The sequence below is a fragment of the Nostoc sp. UIC 10890 genome, from assembly GCF_054786515.1.
Window position 1 is genome coordinate 2,524,572 of record NZ_JBSGKF010000001.1, and the last position, 16,171, is coordinate 2,540,742.

Genomic DNA, 16,171 nt, shown 5'->3' on the forward strand with positions numbered 1-16,171 from the left:
AAAAGCTACACCCGACAAATAAACAAAGAATTGTTATCAAACATTGAAACTACCGAAACTTTTCCTCGCACTTACCAAACGCAATTGCTGCGATCGCTTCAAATACTTCACCCAAGATTCCTCTGACAACTGGGAAATAGCATTTGCTGAGAGTGTTGCTGTGAAAATATCTTTGCCACTAGTAACATCATTAACGCCCAAACTTTCTAAAATAGCGATCGCAGCAGAATCTAAAATTGGTTCAGTATGGATGAAAACCCCTAAACTAGTTTCTTCTGGGTCTTGAACATCATTCAGCGCTGTAGCAAGAGCGGCATCTAGTTTCTGATAATTCATCAGCAACTCCTTAGTAAAGAGGGTAGGCATAAATCGCCTACCCTAACTTATCAAATTTAGAGGTTATTGTTGCCTATCCTTGTACAGAAATAATATCCACCTTTCTCAGTCTAATTACAGATTTAAAGCGTTAATCACTCCATAACCCCATTTGTCATCAAATGTGCCTGCGGGTTTTCCGGGAATGGCACTATTTTTACGTAGCAAGTCTTTCACCGCAGCCGGATCAAGTTTGGGATCGCGCTGCAACAGCAGTGCCACTAACCCACTAACAAATGGTGTCGCCATACTAGTACCAGCTTGCACCACAAACTTAGAATTAATCATCGATGAGCGGTCAAAATTTGCATCGGCAGAAAGCGTGGAAATAATCATTGCTCCTGGTGCTGCTACGTCAGGCTTGTGTCCATCATTCCGTAGTGGGCCTTCACTACTAAATTCCGAAATAGTATGTAATTCTAAGCCCATTTCTCGCACTTGGTTATCAATATCTGTGTATCTGGTTTTAGTTGTATAGGCAGCAACTGTAATTGCACTGCTGGCGGTTCCTGGTGAACCAATTTTTACTGCATCCTTCACGCTTTTACCTGTGAAAAACACTGACGAACTGTCATCTAGTGTCCACACATCTAAACGTGCATCAGTTGAAGAAGTGTTGCGGACTCGTAGCTGCCAAACACCTCCCATTACTTGGGAGGGGCCAATACCGCGTATTTGCACAAAGAAATTATGGTCACTGTTGGCTTGATCTGGCCCTGGTGTCGCTAATTGCACCCGTGCATCTGGTAACTGGTAATCTTGTGCGGCATTACCGTCAGTAATGATTTTTTGGAAGGGGGTGACAAAACCGTTAGGACTCCGTACAGACACTTCCAATTCGCTGTCTTTGGCATACCAAGCGTTTAACCAAACTATGCCTACTTGATTCAAAGGAACATTAAAGCGCATACCACGGGTGCGTCCACTGGGTATGGTCGCTTGTCCATGAATGTTATCGTTTCCTTCGTTACCCGCAGCACAGCAAACAATTTTTCCAGGGCCAGTTTCGGCGTCAATGACTTTTGAGAGTGAATCACTACCGTCATGGGCATCAGCATGTCCACCCAAGCTGAGATTTACTACTGCTGGGCGTCCCAACTCTCTAGCAATTCGGAAAATGTAGCGGACGCCATCAGCAATGTGGGCATCCTGTAAATCTGACCTGACGACAACTAATTCCGCTTCTGGTGCGACACCGCCATAGCTAGCATCAGCACCGGCGGCAATTCCAGCAACGTGAGTACCATGACCGCTAGTATCCTGAGAAACTGTCAGTTGCGCTCCCGTAAATTCAGCCCCATAGCCGCCTTCTGTGACTCCTGGGCCTGGCAGTGTTTGATCCCAAATGTGTAAAATTCGTCCAGCAAATGCAGGGTGTTTCGGATCAATGCCACTGTCTATAATGCCGATGATTACTCCTTTACCAGTCAATCCGGTTTTATTTTTGAACTCCGGTAGTTTGACTTTTTCTAGTGCAGTGTCCATCCTCAAATGAAGTTTGCGTGATGGCTTAATTCGCTGAATTACATCTTCTTCTGATAAGACATCTAAACTATCTAATGGTAAGAAAGCTGTTCGCACACTTCCATAATTTTGATTGACTTCTATATTATATTGTGATAAGTAACTTAAATCTGCATCAGGGTCGCAGTAGATAAAAACGACGCTCTTTGTGGGTTTGACTGGGCTTTTGTGGGCAATGATGCCCAGCGATCGCTTGTGTGTAACTAAAGCTTGATCTCCTTCATGTTGATAGTCTTGAAATGCCAACAGTAGTCCGGGAGAAAGTTTTTCGTGTCTCATTGTTACCTCAAATTAAATTTATTTACTGAAAGCAAAGTAGTGATTTTAGTAAGATCAGCCGCTCTAAAATCGTAGTTTTTTAGCCTTGATTATTTGATGCGACTATAGTTATCTATTTTTTTTCATAGATAACATCAAATAAGCTTAGGAGGCGGTAAGTTCTTCCTAAGACAATTGCTAATTAATAACTCATATTCCTGAATTATGTCTCCTTGATAGTGATTTGCTGTGGCTCATGAGACATCTTTGAGCCGCTGCGTCTAAGAATTACCCAAAACTGGGGTAACAGGTAATTTTTATGAAGCTATTAAACTAATCCAAGGTCTGCCTAAATCATTACGGACAAAGTGAAGAAAATAAAAAGGGGAAGGGGGAATGGGGAATGGTGCATGGGAGGTGCAGTATGTCAATTGTTTTTTTAATGACAAATGACAAATGACAAATGACAAATTACAGATTACAGATTCTCTATCATAAGTAAGAGCCATAAAGAAGCTAATATTTGCAACGATCGCTTCTGAACGTACAAAAAGTTATTCATGCAAATTCAAACACCAGACTGGGTGAAGCACGCTGTTTTCTACCAAATCTTCCCAGATCGCTTTGCCAGAAGCAAAAAGCCACGCAAACGGCTGTTGCACGAAGCCCGTTGGGAAGATTGGGACGCTATGCCAACCCTCCAGGGTTATAAAGGCGGCGATTTATGGGGGATCATGGAGGGTTTAGACTACATCCAGGATTTGGGGGTTAACGCGATTTACTTCACACCCATTTTTCAATCCGCCAGCAATCATCGCTATCATACCCACGATTATTACCAAGTTGACCCGATGTTAGGGGGCAACGAAGCTTTTAAAGAATTGCTCGATGCAGCCCATCAACGGAATATCAAAGTCGTTCTGGATGGGGTGTTTAACCATTCCAGCCGGGGGTTTTTCTTTTTCCATGACGTTTTAGAGAATGGGCCCCATTCCCCTTGGGTAAATTGGTTCAAAATTGAAGGCTGGCCTTTAGCACCGTACACTGGTGATTTACCTGCCAATTACGGGGGTTGGGCTGGAAATCGTGCTTTACCAGAATTTAACCACGACAATCCAGAAGTGCGGGAATACATTATGGAGATTGCCGAATATTGGATTAAATTCGGCATCGACGGTTGGCGGTTAGATGTACCATTTGAAATAAAAACTCCTGGTTTTTGGCAGGAATTTCGCGATCGCACTAAAGCCATCAATCCCGAAGCTTACATTGTGGGCGAAGTGTGGGGAGATTCCCGCCAGTGGTTGGATGGGACACAATTTGACGGGGTGATGAATTATCTATTTACTGGGCCAACAATTGCCTTTGCGGCTGGCGATCGCGTAGTCTTAGAACAAGTCCAAAGCCGTGACTATCAACCCTATCCACCCTTATTTGCCGCCGAGTACGCCACCAAAATTCAGGAAGTACTGCAACTTTACCCTTGGGAAATTCAGCTAACTCAACTCAATTTACTCGCTAGTCACGATACAGCCCGATTGATGACCATTGCAGGCGATGATATAGCCAGTGTGGAATTGTCAACTCTACTGCTACTCACCTTTCCCGGTGCCCCCAGTATTTACTATGGTGATGAAGTTGGTTTACCTGGTGGCATAGATCCCGACTCCCGGCGTGGCTTTCCTTTAGAGAGTAACTGGAATCAAGAAATTTTTAATACTCACCGTCAATTAATTACCCTCCGCCACGCTTACCCAGCTTTGCGTACAGGTGATTACCAAGTCCTTCATGCTCAAGGACAACTTTATATCTTTGCGCGAACTTTGGGAACAGAGGAATTGATAATTGCCGTCAACGCTGGCACAAGTTCGGCAACAGCAAATGCAGATATCGCCAGTTTGCATACTCAACCCAACAAACTGTTATATGGCACTGCTGAAGTTGAGTGGAATAGTGAAGGAGAAACTCAGCAGTTATCGTTGACTGTTCCTGCACGTAGTGGGTGCATCCTGAGAGTGGGGTGATGAAGGGAAATACGGTTCGGTTCAGGCAAGAGACGCGATAAATCGCCGTCAAGACGAAAAATTGATCCTTGTAGAGACGGCGATTTATCGCGTCTTTGGATCTAGAATTTTCATCAAAAAACCTTAACCGAACCGTATTGGGATGAGGATAATAATCAATGCCCAATGCCCTTACTTCCCTGCTACCATTGCAGGCATCAACACCGCATCAATAATATGGATCACGCCATTGTCTGTCAGAATATCTGTTTTGAGGACATTGGCGTTATTCACCTTAAATTTACCGTCGGCAGATTCAATGGCTACAATTGATCCCTCAAGTGTCTCTGCCTCATTAATCTGTACCAAGTCATCAGACCGAACATCCCCACTAGCGATATGATACGCCACAATTTTCTTTAGCTTGGGGATATCTTGTAGTAGCGACTCTAAAGTTCCCTTTGGCAGCTTGGCAAAGGCTTCGTCAGTTGGTGCAAATAGTGTGAAAGAACCAGGACTTTTCAAAATTTCTATGAGATTTGCAGCTTTAGCAGCCTTCACCAGGGTATTGAAGTTTCCCGCGTTAACAGCAGTTTCCACAAGGTCAGCCATAAGGATGTGTGACTTTAGTCAGGTAATATTATTTATAAGTAATTTATAGTGACTAAAACACTCTCAACCTCTATCAAGAGAGAGGTTGCTAGCAATTAAACACACAGCAGTAGATTTATCAGTACTGCTACACTGGAGAATAACCCCAAAAACCACTGATTATGCTAAAGCGTTCTAAGTTCGAGACAACTCAATCTCAGATTATGCACCGTTCTGAGGATCTGATTAGTGCAGCCTCAAATCGCTACCGCATTACGGTTCAGGTGGCAAATCGTGCTAAACGTCGGCGTTATGAAGACTTTGAAAGTAACGAAGATGCGATGATGAAGCCAGTGCTAAGGGCAATTATTGAAATGTCCGATGAGTTGACTCAGCCAGAAATTATCGGCGAACTATAAAAATAGTTCTGAGTTGAGAGTGCTGTTAGCGGATAGCTAGGGTTGAGCCAGTGCTGAGTGAAAATGCAGTGTGATAGCACTCTCATTTCAAAATATCGTTTTATGAAAAAGAAAAAACTTCTACCTAGATCAATACTCTCAAAACTTGGAACTTTGCATTCACTACTGTTTGCCTTAATGGTAGTAGGTGTAATTTTTTTGGGTTCAGGAACGGGCAAATCAATACATAGAAATTTATTTAGTATCCAACCTGCATACGCGCAGAGAATCACTCCTAGTGATGTTGGGCAGGTGGTATATCAGCAATTGCCAGATTTCCCACGGGAAAATAAGTATATCAGCAAAGAAAATGGGAACGTTGCCGAAAACAACACCCTGGTAAATCGCCTGATTAGATATCATATTTATACCAAAGGGCGGGCCCCAATTTATCGTTTCGACTGGAAGCTGACTTTAGCTGATTACCTGGGTGCAAACGAAATTATGTATGATGCTAGCTATCCAGGGAATGATTCACTGCGGGAAAATCCTCTAGAAGGCGATCGCAAAACCATCACAAGTCTCACTCGCAGCCAGCGAGATGCTCTAATACAAGTATTAGTGAATATATTTAATCCTACTGCCCAAAATACCCTATCTCCTAGCCCCAATATCGCACCGAGTCCTAGTAGATCAACTACCCCACAGCCATCCCAAGGTGGAGGTGCCGACTTACTAAGATAACGAGAGAGTTATTAATTCCTAACTTTTTATGGAACGCGTTGTCAAAAGCGGATTTGGTTGGCGTATTGGCTGGAACCCTGATGCATTTGAATTTAAAGGTTTAGTCGGTACAGATGATTGGGCAATTGAGTTAAGCGAAGCCGAGTTGAATGATTTTTGCCGTCTATTAGCCCAGCTAGCAGACACCATGAAGCAACTCGCAACTGAATTAATGGAAGAAGAAAAAATTGCTTGTGAAGCCGAAAGCGATTTATTATGGATGGAGGTGGAAGGCTACTCTCATGCTTACAGTTTGCGCTTCATCTTGAATACAGGACGATGTGTAGAGGGTAAATGGGATGCTTCTGCTGTTCCAGATTTACTGCAAGCTACTGGGATGCTGAAGGTTTTTTAAATTTACCTCTTGATTATCCGAGAGTTTTGCTATATGATAGTAATTCTGACCGGGGCGTAGCGCAGCTTGGTAGCGCGCCACTTTGGGGTAGTGGAGGTCGTGGGTTCGAATCCCGCCGCTCCGATTGATGATAAGCCATACCTGCTAGTCTTTTTTAAAAGAACTGGCGGGCTTTTTCATGGCTTTTTACCTGAAAAACTTGATCTAACCATACCAATTACTTGCTACACAAAATATAACATCCTTCATTTACCTTATAGGTTACTTTTTTTTAGCCACTCCAACAAAAGCGATCGCGATAATCTTAACTTACTCATACGCTAGCACGCTTAACATGCTCCTTTGGCATAAACTAGTACTGGAAAAGCATCGCAGATAAAGCAGGCGTTCGAGTAAGATTAGTGGTGCGATCGCTTTTGTATTTACCTGAACTCGACGTAGTTGTAAGATTCTGTGGGGCGTACCCATGTCTGCAAACGATCTCTAAAATCCTGCTTTCACCGCTGGGCTTCTGGAATAACATCTGGAGAGAGAGGTTGTCACCACGATTTGTGTAATCGAGTAACAATAGCAAATAACGTGGAAACGGCTAGAAAAAACAGTGTAGAAACTACAAACAATAGTTGAAGGTCGAAGTTTCGTCAATTATCTGGGAATCCAGATTGATGCCCTCTAAATAGGCTAAAACCCACATTAGGATAGACTTAGAAACAAAGGTATAATTTTCTCTACGAGGAGCAATATAGCAATAGTAAAAATAAATGGTCAATAAAAAATGGGCTGTCAAACGACTGACAGTAAATCTCACGTCAACAGAAGCGCAGAAACTAGAAGAATACTGTGCAAAAACAGGAAGACCCGCTACTGATGTGATTCGGGAATTGCTGCGTTCTTTAGAGGTTAAGAATGCGGAAGTATCTGAAAAGTCGCCATATTCTGAAGTTTCAGAATTAGCTAGGCTTCAAAAATAAGTCAAGATGAATGTGCTGGACGACCCTTTTTTTGATTACGCAAAATATTGGCAAAATTATGACCAAATCGAGTTGTCTGTTCCAATCTGGCATTCAATAATCCATCTTGGTTTGTAATATAGTTAGGGATTCCTGTTCCTACGCAAGTAAGTTCAGGAATCAAATCGAATTTCTATATATAATTTGAGTCGGTTATAACTACTGAATTTTTGATACGATAATACCAATAAATACGGCAAGACCTAGCGCTCTCCGAAAATAATTAACGCCTTGAAATAATTCCAGCCACGCCCAAGTAAACAAGGAGCCATTTGCCAGTACGTCTAATACTATATTAATTTTGCCACTTGTAAAAATTAGAGCTAGTAAACTAGATACTATCCAAACAATAAGCGGTAAATTTGGCATCTGTGCCAAAACAATTTTGCCATTGCTGTCACGGAAGGTTTTATCAACTAATGTATTTTCCATTATTGAAAATTGCCACTTAGCTAAAGGTTATTAATCTACAAAAATTACCGTGTGGTTTATTTGTCAGAGGATGTTTTAAAAGTCATCTCGTCAGTAGTAAAACTTCTATATATCCCTAAATTCCCCTTAAATTTGATTTCTTTCCCCCTTGTGAAAGATTTATCAGAGGGATCAATAAGTGCCTGAAATCACAGCTAACCACTTTTCAAACATTCTCTAATAGACTTAGATTCTTTAATAATATTAAAACATTTAGGCAAATCTATTTCCAAGCATCTAATTGCTGAGATTCGAGCGGTAAAGCATATTCATATATGACTATATCGAGAGGAATACTCACACGAATTCTGCCAATATATTTGTCATTGCATTAATGCAAGTTGGAGCAATTTTTATCAAATAGGTAGGGCATATACCCTACCTACTCTTGTAGTTTAATCTGCACCTTCAATTGGTGCAAAACCTTGGCGCTGAATATTTTCTGTCACCGCCCGTGGTTCCAAAAATTGCAGGAGGTAATCAGGGCCACCTGCTTTAGAACCTACTCCAGAAAGTTTGAATCCACCAAAGGGTTGCCGCCCAACGATCGCTCCGGTAATATTGCGGTTGATGTACAAATTACCGACTTCAAATTCTGTCTGCGCCTGCTCAATGTGGGAAGGTGTTCTAGAATAAAGTCCGCCAGTCAAGGCGTAGTTTGTACCGTTGGCGACTGCTAACGCTTCCTGGAAATCTTTCACCCGAATTACCGCCAGCACAGGGCCAAAAATTTCTTGTTGGGAAATTACCGCATTTGGCGATACTTCGCTAAAGATGACAGGCCCGATAAAATATCCTTGTTCGGGTGCTGACAACTCCAAGGCTAGTTGTGCTTCTGCCTTACCCTTCTCAATATACTCGCGGATGCGATCGCGGGCATTAGCATCAATCACTGGGCCAACTTGGGTACTAGGTAACTCTGCTTCCCCAATATTCAAGGATTTTGTCGCTTCCACCAATCGCTGCACAAAGGCATCATAAATTGGTTGCAGCACAATCACCCTGGAGGCAGCAGAACATTTTTGTCCACTGTAACCAAATGCTGACTGTACTACTCCCACAACAGCTTGGTCTAAATCAGCACTTTCATCGACAATGATGGCATTCTTGCCACCCATTTCAGCAATCACCCGTTTCATGTGCTTCTGTCCGGGTTTCAAAGTTGCCGCTTCTGCGTAGATTCTACAGCCTACTTCCTGGGAACCTGTAAAAGCAATTACATGAGTATCTGGATGATTTACCAAATAAGCGCCGACTTGCGAACCTTTGCCAGGTACGTATTGAAATACACCTTTGGGAAAGCCAGCCTCGATTAAGATTTCTGTGAGTTTTGCTGTAATTACAGAAGATGTTTCCGCAGGTTTAAGGAGAGTACAATTCCCGGAAACCAAAGCTGCAACAGTCATACCACAAGCGATCGCTAGCGGGAAATTCCAGGGAGAAATTACTACAGCAACCCCCCTAGGTTGGTAAATATAACGATTAGTTTCACCAGGGATGTCATAATTCACACCTTTATCTAGCCGTTCAATCTCATCAGCATAGTACCGACAGAAATCTATCGCTTCCGAAACCTCTCCATCAGCTTCCTTAACTGGTTTCCCAACTTCCAAAACTATCCAAGCTGAAAGTTCGGCGCGGCGGAGTTCCATCAAATCACCCGCTTTCCGCAAAATATCAGCGCGTTGTTTAGCTGGTGTTTTCCTCCATCCAGGAAACGCCGCTTTCGCAGCTTGCATCGCCTGTTCTGCCTGTTCAACGCTAATCAACCCAACTTTACCGATTACTTCACTGAAATTAGAAGGATTGAGAGAATCAACAAATTCCGGTGTATTAACATATTCGCCATTAATTAGCGGCAAATAAGTTTTACCCAACTGTTGACGAACGCTTTGGAAAGCTTTCGCCGCCTTTGTTCTCACCTCTTCCTCTGCGTAATCGGTATCAGCAGCACCGAGGAAATGAGAGTTAGGAGTTAAAGATTTCTTCTCCTCTTTGACAATTGGCGTTGCTAATAATTCCTCAATTGGTCGATTTTCGAGATTCTGCCGTAAAAAAGAACTATTAGCGGTATTTTCCAACAATCGGCGAATTAAATACGCCATTCCAGGTAATAATTCACCGTAGGGACAGTAAACTCTGACTCGATAACCCCTGTCAACCAACGCCTTGGCGACTTTATCACCCATACCGTAGAGGACTTGCAATTCAAAACGACGGCGGGGGACATTTAAACTTTCAGCGATGGCAATGGCACGAGAGTGCGATCGCACATTATGGCTACCAATGGCAGAATACACATATTGATGATTTTCTAACAACAGCTGAGTGATAATTTCAAAGTTAGCATCAGTTGCCGCTTTATCGTTGTAAACTGGCTGTGGCCAATGCTTCTGTGCTGCTTTGATGGTTTCTTGATCCCAATATGCGCCTTTTACCAAACGGATTGTCAGGGGATAACCACGTTCTTTCAACCAAGAAATTAGGTCTTTGGTATCTTGTTCACTATCACGCAGATATGCTTGGATGGTTATTCCGATATCTGTGCGTTGCCGAAACTCTTCTTCTAGTAAGAGTTTTTTCAGGATGCTGAGAGTTATGTCTTTATAGGCATACTGTTCCATATCAAAATGCACAGCTGCGCCCAACTCTTTAGCACGACGTAAGAGAATCCGAATGCGATCGCTAACTCGCTCCTCACTACCTTTAGCATCCAGAGGATCAAATTGGGAATAAAACGCCGTTAATTTAACAGAAACCTGAACTTTTGGTATGGATTCGCCATCAGCCTCATCAATAGATGGAATAGCTGTCCAATTCTTCGATGCTTCCACCAATTGTTGCATTAATTCTAGATAGCGTTCTAGATAAGACTGCGCTTCGGCTTCGGTAATTACGGCTTCACCAAGTAAGTCGATGGTGAAAGCCATTTTCTCTTTTCGCAGTCGTTCAACTGTTTTGATGACTTGTTTAATATTTTCCCCAGAAATATATTTATGAGCAAGAGTCTCAACGGCTGTACCAACAGTTGTAGCAGCAACTTGTCCTGGCATCGAGTCGGGATTAGCAAAGTTTAGCATTCCCTTCAAAGCTGCCGGTAATTCTACAGATTCATCTCCTAAATATTCTTGTAAATGTGAGGCAATTTCTGATTTACTGTGCAAAGCAGGTAGCGTATCTATAAAGCGAAATAGTTGCACCCGCAATCCAGGATTACTCATCGCCCAAGCTAGTAATTTATCATCCCAGCGCATTTGATCCCGCAGGGAAGAAAAAAACGAACGATTTTCCTGAGTTGCTGCGAGAAGTTGTTTAGCAATTTCTTGGGTTTTAGCTTCGTAGGTGCTTGTTTGTACTTGTAATACCACTGATAGTAAACTCCGTTAATCAAGGCAAGGCTTTTTGTACAAAGCCTGTGTCTTCTATTTTGACGCTTTCATTTAGCTGTCACCATATTTAGTGGGGAGTAGGGGGATGAGGGAGTGAGGAAGAAGAATTAATAACCAATTCCCAATGCCCAATGCCCCATGCCCAATTGAATAACAAGTGTTATCCTTTTGTTGATCTATTTCTAACTTGATTGACAGATGTTGCAACACAAAAGATTAGCTAAGTCATACTAAGAGTGTGAATACTACATTTATGCCTACAGAAAACCTTACGCATACTTTATTTTCTAACTGGCAATACACACTCCAACCCTTTGGCGTTGACCAGGTAGCAGCTGATAAAGCCTTTAATTCTTTGGTTGCAGCTTACTCTACCCCTGGTCGCTACTACCATACACTCAAACACATTGATCATGTCCTCAGCACAATTCAGATTTTACAAGGCTACACCAACAACCTAGCTGCTGTTCAACTAGCTGCCTGGTTCCACGATGTAGTATATGACACTGAAGCTCAAGATAATGAAGAACGAAGTGCAGACTATGCTTTGGAATTGCTGAGTAATTTAGGTATTCCAGAAAGTACCATAGCTACTGTCACCCGTCTTATTCTGAACACTAAAGATCACCAAGCTGCGGTAGATGATTGTGATAGCCAAGTTTTACTTGATGCAGATTTAGCGATTTTGGCTACTAACCAAGTGGAGTATGGAGAATACACCCATGCCATTCGCCAGGAATATAGCTGGGTGTCAGAGGCAGAGTATATCACAGGTCGTCAGCAGGTTTTAGAACGATTTTTAAAGCGATCGCGTATTTATTTTACGCCTTTAATGTTAGAGTTCGCCGAACCATCTGCCCGTGGCAATATCCAGGGAGAAATTCAATCTTTGTTATCTCGTTAGCTTTATCAATGTTAGTTAGTAGCATGAAATTTTTTCTATGTGAATTAGGGGAGAGCGATTTCCCTCCAATTCTGGGAATTCTAAAAATGGCGGTTACTGACAAACATTACTACAATTTTGATGAGAACTCTTCAACAATCACCCTCACTTAGGGCAGTATTCCAACAAAAAATCGACACCAAAAAATCAACCAAACACCAAGAAATTCATGAAAGATTAGGTGATGGCTTTTTAGGTGGGTTGGGTTCATTCATGTTTGAATTGAAGCAAGCAAAAAATAAATTCAAAGGCAATATGGGGGAATGGGGAGTATCACTACTTTTGCAATCTTTCCCCGATACATGGGTGATATTTAATAATGCTTTAATCCCTACTAACTCAGGCTCTCTAACGGAAATAGACCATTTAATTATCGGTGAAAGTGGTGTTTTTTTAGTAGAGGTCAAAACCTGGAAAGGTTCATTTAGCGCTTACAAAGATAAATGGAAACGGCGTGAGGGTAACAATTGGATAGCAGTTGAAAATAGTCCGACTTCTCAAAGTATTTACCATCAAAAAATGTTTAGTCAGTGGATTACTTCATTAATGCCTAACCTTCCTAATGGGTTTGTTGCGGCTCCAGTAGTCTTCCCAATTGCTACATGGATAGGAGCAAATGATTGCTCAGTTCCAGTTTTACAAGGTATCCCTACACTGCTACAGATGATAAATAGTTCTCCTGATTGTTTAACTCCAATGCAAGTGCAGGCAATTGCCCAAGCTGTTGAAAACTTGATACTTCTTACAAACACTAAACCGATTCCTAAGCCCAAACCTGTTAAGCGCCAGAATCCTATAATTTGAGTTTATGAAGTGCGCGAGGGTTAGGCAGCAATACTTGTCGGGTTTTGGGGGAAAGGGGAATGGGAAAGGGAAAAGAAAAAACCTTTACCCCTTAACCTTTAACCTTTTCCCCAAACCAGATTCCGAGTTAAAAGTAATTAACCGAGAAGTATTGGGTTAGGCAGAAGGCTTGGCCATTGATGTATAGGCAATATACCAATAGTCGCTGCCTTCTCCCTCTGGTATCACTTATAAATTTGTTGGAAATCCTTTAGTTAACGTCTGCCACCGCCACGATGAGGCACTTCAACTTCAGTCTCTTGTAGCTTTCTTTTCGGTGCAAAAACTTCTTGCTGCTGTTGCTGCTGAATTTTTTCCTGTGCAAACTTTACACGGGTGCGAACTCCCAGATCGGCATCAGTATTGAGCATTTGCTGAAGTTGATTTGTAATCTGCGATGCTTGATCGGGTAAAGTGACTGCTGTGGCAATGGCTAGTGTTTCTAAACTTGTCACTGCTGCATAGCGCACTACCCACTCTGGATCTTGAGAAATTAGTAATAGCGCCTCTAATACCTGAGTCTGAACAGATTCTAGTTTCTCAGGCGGTAGTTGATGCCAGCGCAAAGTGCCTAATCCCCTAGCAGCAGCTCGCCGCACACTTAAGGAAAAATCGTTTTTTGCTGCCTCAAACAAGGTATCCAGCGCCCGGACATCGCCAATTCCCGCTAAGGCACGAATAGCCCAAGCTCTAGCACTGTAGTTGTAGTCATCAATCAGTTCCAATAGTGACGGTACTGCGGCTTCCCCGATCGCAATCAGCCCATCTACCGCCGCCACCGCCGCCCCTGGATTGTTGTAGCCCAAAGCTGCAATCAAAGTAGGAACAGATTCCTCTATACGAGCTGCTGCTAACTCCTGAACTGCGTCTAATAAGCGATCCGAAGAGTCTGCTTCTTCCACAGCACGAATCAATATTTGGGCTAGGTCATTGTTATTCATAATAATTTTTCATGAGTCATTAGTGGTCAGCCAATTGTAGCTGAACTTCTCCGTAGTTGACATCATACATAAACCCCCTAGCCCTGATTTTGCAGTTGGGTTGGAGGTTTATGTGTATTAAACATTTGATTTAAACGTATTAATGAAAACTCATTACTTAGAACTTAGGACTACAACAGCGAGTCCATTAAATTAATCACTTTGATTGCACCCGCTGACAAAGTGCTTGCTGCTGTGTGATTAACTTGATGTTCTAGTAATCCTTTAAGAGAAATGAGCTTCAGGCTATTTTCGGCAAGAGTCTGTGCGATCGCATCTGCTGCGGGTAGATATCCAATTGCTCCCAAGTCTGCTAACACTGCTCGGCGCAATTGCAATCTTTCACCCGCCAAAGCTTTTACTAACCGTTCTCCATAAACTGGTTCTTGGGTTAATTGATACATAGCTCTCGCAGCAGCATATTGCACCAATTCAATTGGATGCTCTAAGAATACCTTTACCAAAGGGGTAGACTCAGTTGCCTTCAAGGTTCCCAAGGCTTCTAAAATGGCCTCATAGGGTTGAGATAAATCAGGCTGCTTTGATATCAGCTGCTCTCCCTGCAAGCCTACTTTTAATAGCTTAATCAGGGGGGGAATGCAAACCGGATCGCCCAGCATTTCTAAAGATTGTGCCGCTGCTTCCCGCACATAAAAATCTGAGCAGTCTAAACACGCAATTAAAGGTGAGACTGCCTGGCGATCGCCTAGTTTTCCTAAAGCTCTAGCTGCATTCCGTCGCAGAGGATATCCGCCTTCTGGTGTCCGATCAGCTTCATCCTCTAAAGCTGCGATCAATTTTGTCACCGCAGCTGCTTCACATATCCGAAACCTACCCAACCACCAGGCAGCATAAAAGCGCAGACCTAAATCTGCACTCTCAAGATTAGCGATCGCCTGCTCTACTGTTAAAGATTCACCATCACCGAAGTTACCTGTCGGTGACAAATCTTCAAATTTCTGCGGACTGGAATTCATTATGAAGAAGGATGATCGCTTTGTTCGCTATCTGTTTTAGCTTCAGCATTTAATGGCTGAATGCTGACTATTTTCCCACCCAAGCGAGTAATCCGCTGCATTTCTTGATTCATTCGGTTCTCTGGTACTGTGAAAAACACAGTGGCACTAGAACGAATGGGATAATTAGTTTTTTCGGTTTCTTCGCTTTGGCGCAGACCCACTACTTCATATCGAAAGTAACGACTACTAGTTCTACTACCAATTTGTCCAACCATAAATCACTTCCAAATTTTAAATTTTAAGTTTTCAATAGTCATTATTAATGACTATTGACAAATGATACTAAAGTGGTTTCACACTCGCTATTTTACCACCTTGTTTTACCACTCTCTGGAAGTAACTTGATAGTTCTTCATAAGGTATGATCACCGCTTGATTAACGCGGCGTGTGCTAGGATATCCGGCACCAAAAACGCCTGCTACTTCAATGCGGTAGAGTCTGCCTTCTTTGCCAAAAGTTCCCGCACCACCAAAAGTACTGTTGGGGGTAACGCCTTTTTCAGAAGCAACGTATGAAAAGCCAGAGGGGCCACCAGATGGGGGAACAACGATGGATGCACTATTGCGACCTAGTTCGCTAGCAAGGCGAGAAGATTTCCCTTTAAGTTGGGAGGTATCGCTACTGGCATAGCCGCGATAAAGTTGGAATATCCGGCTAAATCCTACAGTTTTCTGTCCTGTTTGGGTTTGAAAACCGCGATAGTAAGGGACTATATTTTCACCAAAACTAGATTGATACTCTGGTGAATCAATATAAGAATCAATGTCGGCTTCATATCCCTTGTTTTGGTACAAGTCCAAGTGATAAACCACTTCAGACTCATCATAAGGGGCACGACCCAACAAATGTTTATAGTTCAGTTCGATGACGCGAGTTTGGAAGTTGTCGTAGAAAAACCTGGATTTGTACAGTTCTGATTTAGCTACTTGACGTACAAACTCTTGTACTGTGCTTTTACCATCGCGCAGGATAGATTCAGCACTTGTGAGGCGATCAGATGTCAATATGTAGTTGTTGCCCAACACCTGACGATAGACCGCAGCAATTACTCTCTCAATGTCTTCTTTGGTTGCATTAGGACGCAATTCCACAGGAGACTGGTCACTAAAAGGTTCTGTTCCCAGACGGGAAGCTGCTGTTGTAATAGCCATTGGTAATTTTCCTTTTGTAATTAATAGTTGGGGACTGGGGATTAGGGATCGGGCGTTGGGTATTGGGTATTGGGTAT

16 protein-coding genes and 1 tRNA gene are annotated in these 16,171 nt (G+C 42.6%); 8 read left to right on the plus strand and 9 right to left on the minus strand.

Features of this window, described 5'->3' with window-relative positions; genetic code table 11:
- Nucleotides 1–36: 36 nt before the first annotated feature.
- Both ACWATR_RS09890 and ACWATR_RS09895 read right to left on the minus strand, forming a co-directional pair.
- Nucleotides 37–336, minus strand: a complete 300-nt coding sequence (locus tag ACWATR_RS09890) for a hypothetical protein (RefSeq protein ID WP_460340318.1) — start codon at nt 334–336, stop codon at nt 37–39.
- Between the two features lie 114 nt (nt 337–450).
- Complete coding sequence (locus tag ACWATR_RS09895) at nt 451–2,178, minus strand: S8 family peptidase (protein WP_460331840.1); 1,728 nt, start codon at nt 2,176–2,178, stop codon at nt 451–453.
- Nucleotides 2,179–2,717: 539 nt separating this feature from the next.
- On the opposite strand from ACWATR_RS09895, the gene ACWATR_RS09900 reads away from it, so the two are divergent.
- The gene (locus ACWATR_RS09900) at nt 2,718–4,181 is read left to right on the plus strand and encodes a glycoside hydrolase family 13 protein (protein WP_460331842.1); all 1,464 of its coding nucleotides are present in this window, start codon (nt 2,718–2,720) and stop codon (nt 4,179–4,181) included.
- A gap of 171 nt (nt 4,182–4,352) precedes the next feature.
- Here ACWATR_RS09900 and ACWATR_RS09905 read toward each other — a convergent pair whose 3' ends face one another.
- On the minus strand, nt 4,353–4,772 hold the full coding sequence (locus tag ACWATR_RS09905) for a fasciclin domain-containing protein (protein WP_460331844.1): 420 nt from the start codon (nt 4,770–4,772) through the stop codon (nt 4,353–4,355).
- A 161-nt stretch (nt 4,773–4,933) separates the two neighbouring features.
- Between ACWATR_RS09905 and ACWATR_RS09910 the strand changes: the two genes are divergently transcribed.
- The 5 genes from ACWATR_RS09910 to ACWATR_RS09930 all read left to right on the plus strand — a co-directional run bounded on the left by ACWATR_RS09910 (nt 4,934) and on the right by ACWATR_RS09930 (nt 7,258).
- Nucleotides 4,934–5,170 carry a DNA-directed RNA polymerase subunit omega gene (locus tag ACWATR_RS09910; protein ID WP_069068377.1) on the plus strand — a complete coding sequence of 79 codons (237 nt, stop codon included), beginning with the start codon at nt 4,934–4,936 and terminating at the stop codon, nt 5,168–5,170.
- 102 nt (nt 5,171–5,272) lie between these two features.
- Complete coding sequence (locus ACWATR_RS09915) at nt 5,273–5,893, plus strand: hypothetical protein (RefSeq protein WP_460331847.1); 621 nt, start codon at nt 5,273–5,275, stop codon at nt 5,891–5,893.
- A gap of 28 nt (nt 5,894–5,921) precedes the next feature.
- Nucleotides 5,922–6,287: a DUF1818 family protein gene (locus ACWATR_RS09920; RefSeq protein ID WP_460331849.1), complete on the plus strand. Its 366-nt coding sequence runs from the start codon at nt 5,922–5,924 to the stop codon at nt 6,285–6,287.
- A gap of 50 nt (nt 6,288–6,337) precedes the next feature.
- Nucleotides 6,338–6,411: transfer RNA gene (locus ACWATR_RS09925), tRNA-Pro, on the plus strand.
- A gap of 637 nt (nt 6,412–7,048) precedes the next feature.
- Nucleotides 7,049–7,258 carry a ribbon-helix-helix domain-containing protein gene (locus ACWATR_RS09930; RefSeq protein WP_460331851.1) on the plus strand — a complete coding sequence of 70 codons (210 nt, stop codon included), beginning with the start codon at nt 7,049–7,051 and terminating at the stop codon, nt 7,256–7,258.
- A gap of 198 nt (nt 7,259–7,456) precedes the next feature.
- Here the strand turns inward: ACWATR_RS09930 and ACWATR_RS09935 are convergent, their stop codons facing one another.
- Together ACWATR_RS09935 and pruA are read right to left on the minus strand one after the other, a co-directional pair.
- The gene (locus tag ACWATR_RS09935) at nt 7,457–7,729 is read right to left on the minus strand and encodes a hypothetical protein (protein WP_460331853.1); all 273 of its coding nucleotides are present in this window, start codon (nt 7,727–7,729) and stop codon (nt 7,457–7,459) included.
- Between the two features lie 434 nt (nt 7,730–8,163).
- The gene (gene pruA, locus ACWATR_RS09940; protein WP_460331855.1) at nt 8,164–11,136 is read right to left on the minus strand and encodes an L-glutamate gamma-semialdehyde dehydrogenase; all 2,973 of its coding nucleotides are present in this window, start codon (nt 11,134–11,136) and stop codon (nt 8,164–8,166) included.
- 274 nt (nt 11,137–11,410) lie between these two features.
- On the opposite strand from pruA, the gene ACWATR_RS09945 reads away from it, so the two are divergent.
- Both ACWATR_RS09945 and ACWATR_RS09950 read left to right on the plus strand, forming a co-directional pair.
- Nucleotides 11,411–12,061, plus strand: coding sequence for an HD domain-containing protein (locus ACWATR_RS09945; RefSeq protein ID WP_460331857.1), 651 nt, complete (start codon nt 11,411–11,413; stop codon nt 12,059–12,061).
- Between the two features lie 120 nt (nt 12,062–12,181).
- On the plus strand, nt 12,182–12,904 hold the full coding sequence (locus ACWATR_RS09950) for a nuclease-related domain-containing protein (protein WP_460340321.1): 723 nt from the start codon (nt 12,182–12,184) through the stop codon (nt 12,902–12,904).
- Between the two features lie 254 nt (nt 12,905–13,158).
- On the opposite strand, the gene ACWATR_RS09955 is transcribed toward ACWATR_RS09950, so the two are convergent.
- The 4 genes from ACWATR_RS09955 to ACWATR_RS09970 all read right to left on the minus strand — a co-directional run bounded on the left by ACWATR_RS09955 (nt 13,159) and on the right by ACWATR_RS09970 (nt 16,094).
- Nucleotides 13,159–13,884: a HEAT repeat domain-containing protein gene (locus ACWATR_RS09955; protein ID WP_460331859.1), complete on the minus strand. Its 726-nt coding sequence runs from the start codon at nt 13,882–13,884 to the stop codon at nt 13,159–13,161.
- Nucleotides 13,885–14,054: 170 nt separating this feature from the next.
- Nucleotides 14,055–14,900: a HEAT repeat domain-containing protein gene (locus ACWATR_RS09960; RefSeq protein ID WP_460331861.1), complete on the minus strand. Its 846-nt coding sequence runs from the start codon at nt 14,898–14,900 to the stop codon at nt 14,055–14,057.
- Nucleotides 14,900–15,157 (minus strand): phycobilisome linker polypeptide, encoded by a 258-nt coding sequence (locus ACWATR_RS09965; RefSeq protein ID WP_460331863.1) that lies wholly within the window; start codon nt 15,155–15,157, stop codon nt 14,900–14,902. Before ACWATR_RS09965 ends, ACWATR_RS09960 begins: the two co-directional genes overlap by 1 nt.
- 67 nt (nt 15,158–15,224) lie before the next feature.
- A complete protein-coding gene (locus tag ACWATR_RS09970; RefSeq protein WP_460331865.1) occupies nt 15,225–16,094 on the minus strand; it encodes a phycobilisome rod-core linker polypeptide in 870 nt (289 codons plus the stop codon).
- Between the last annotated feature and the right edge of the window lie 77 nt (nt 16,095–16,171).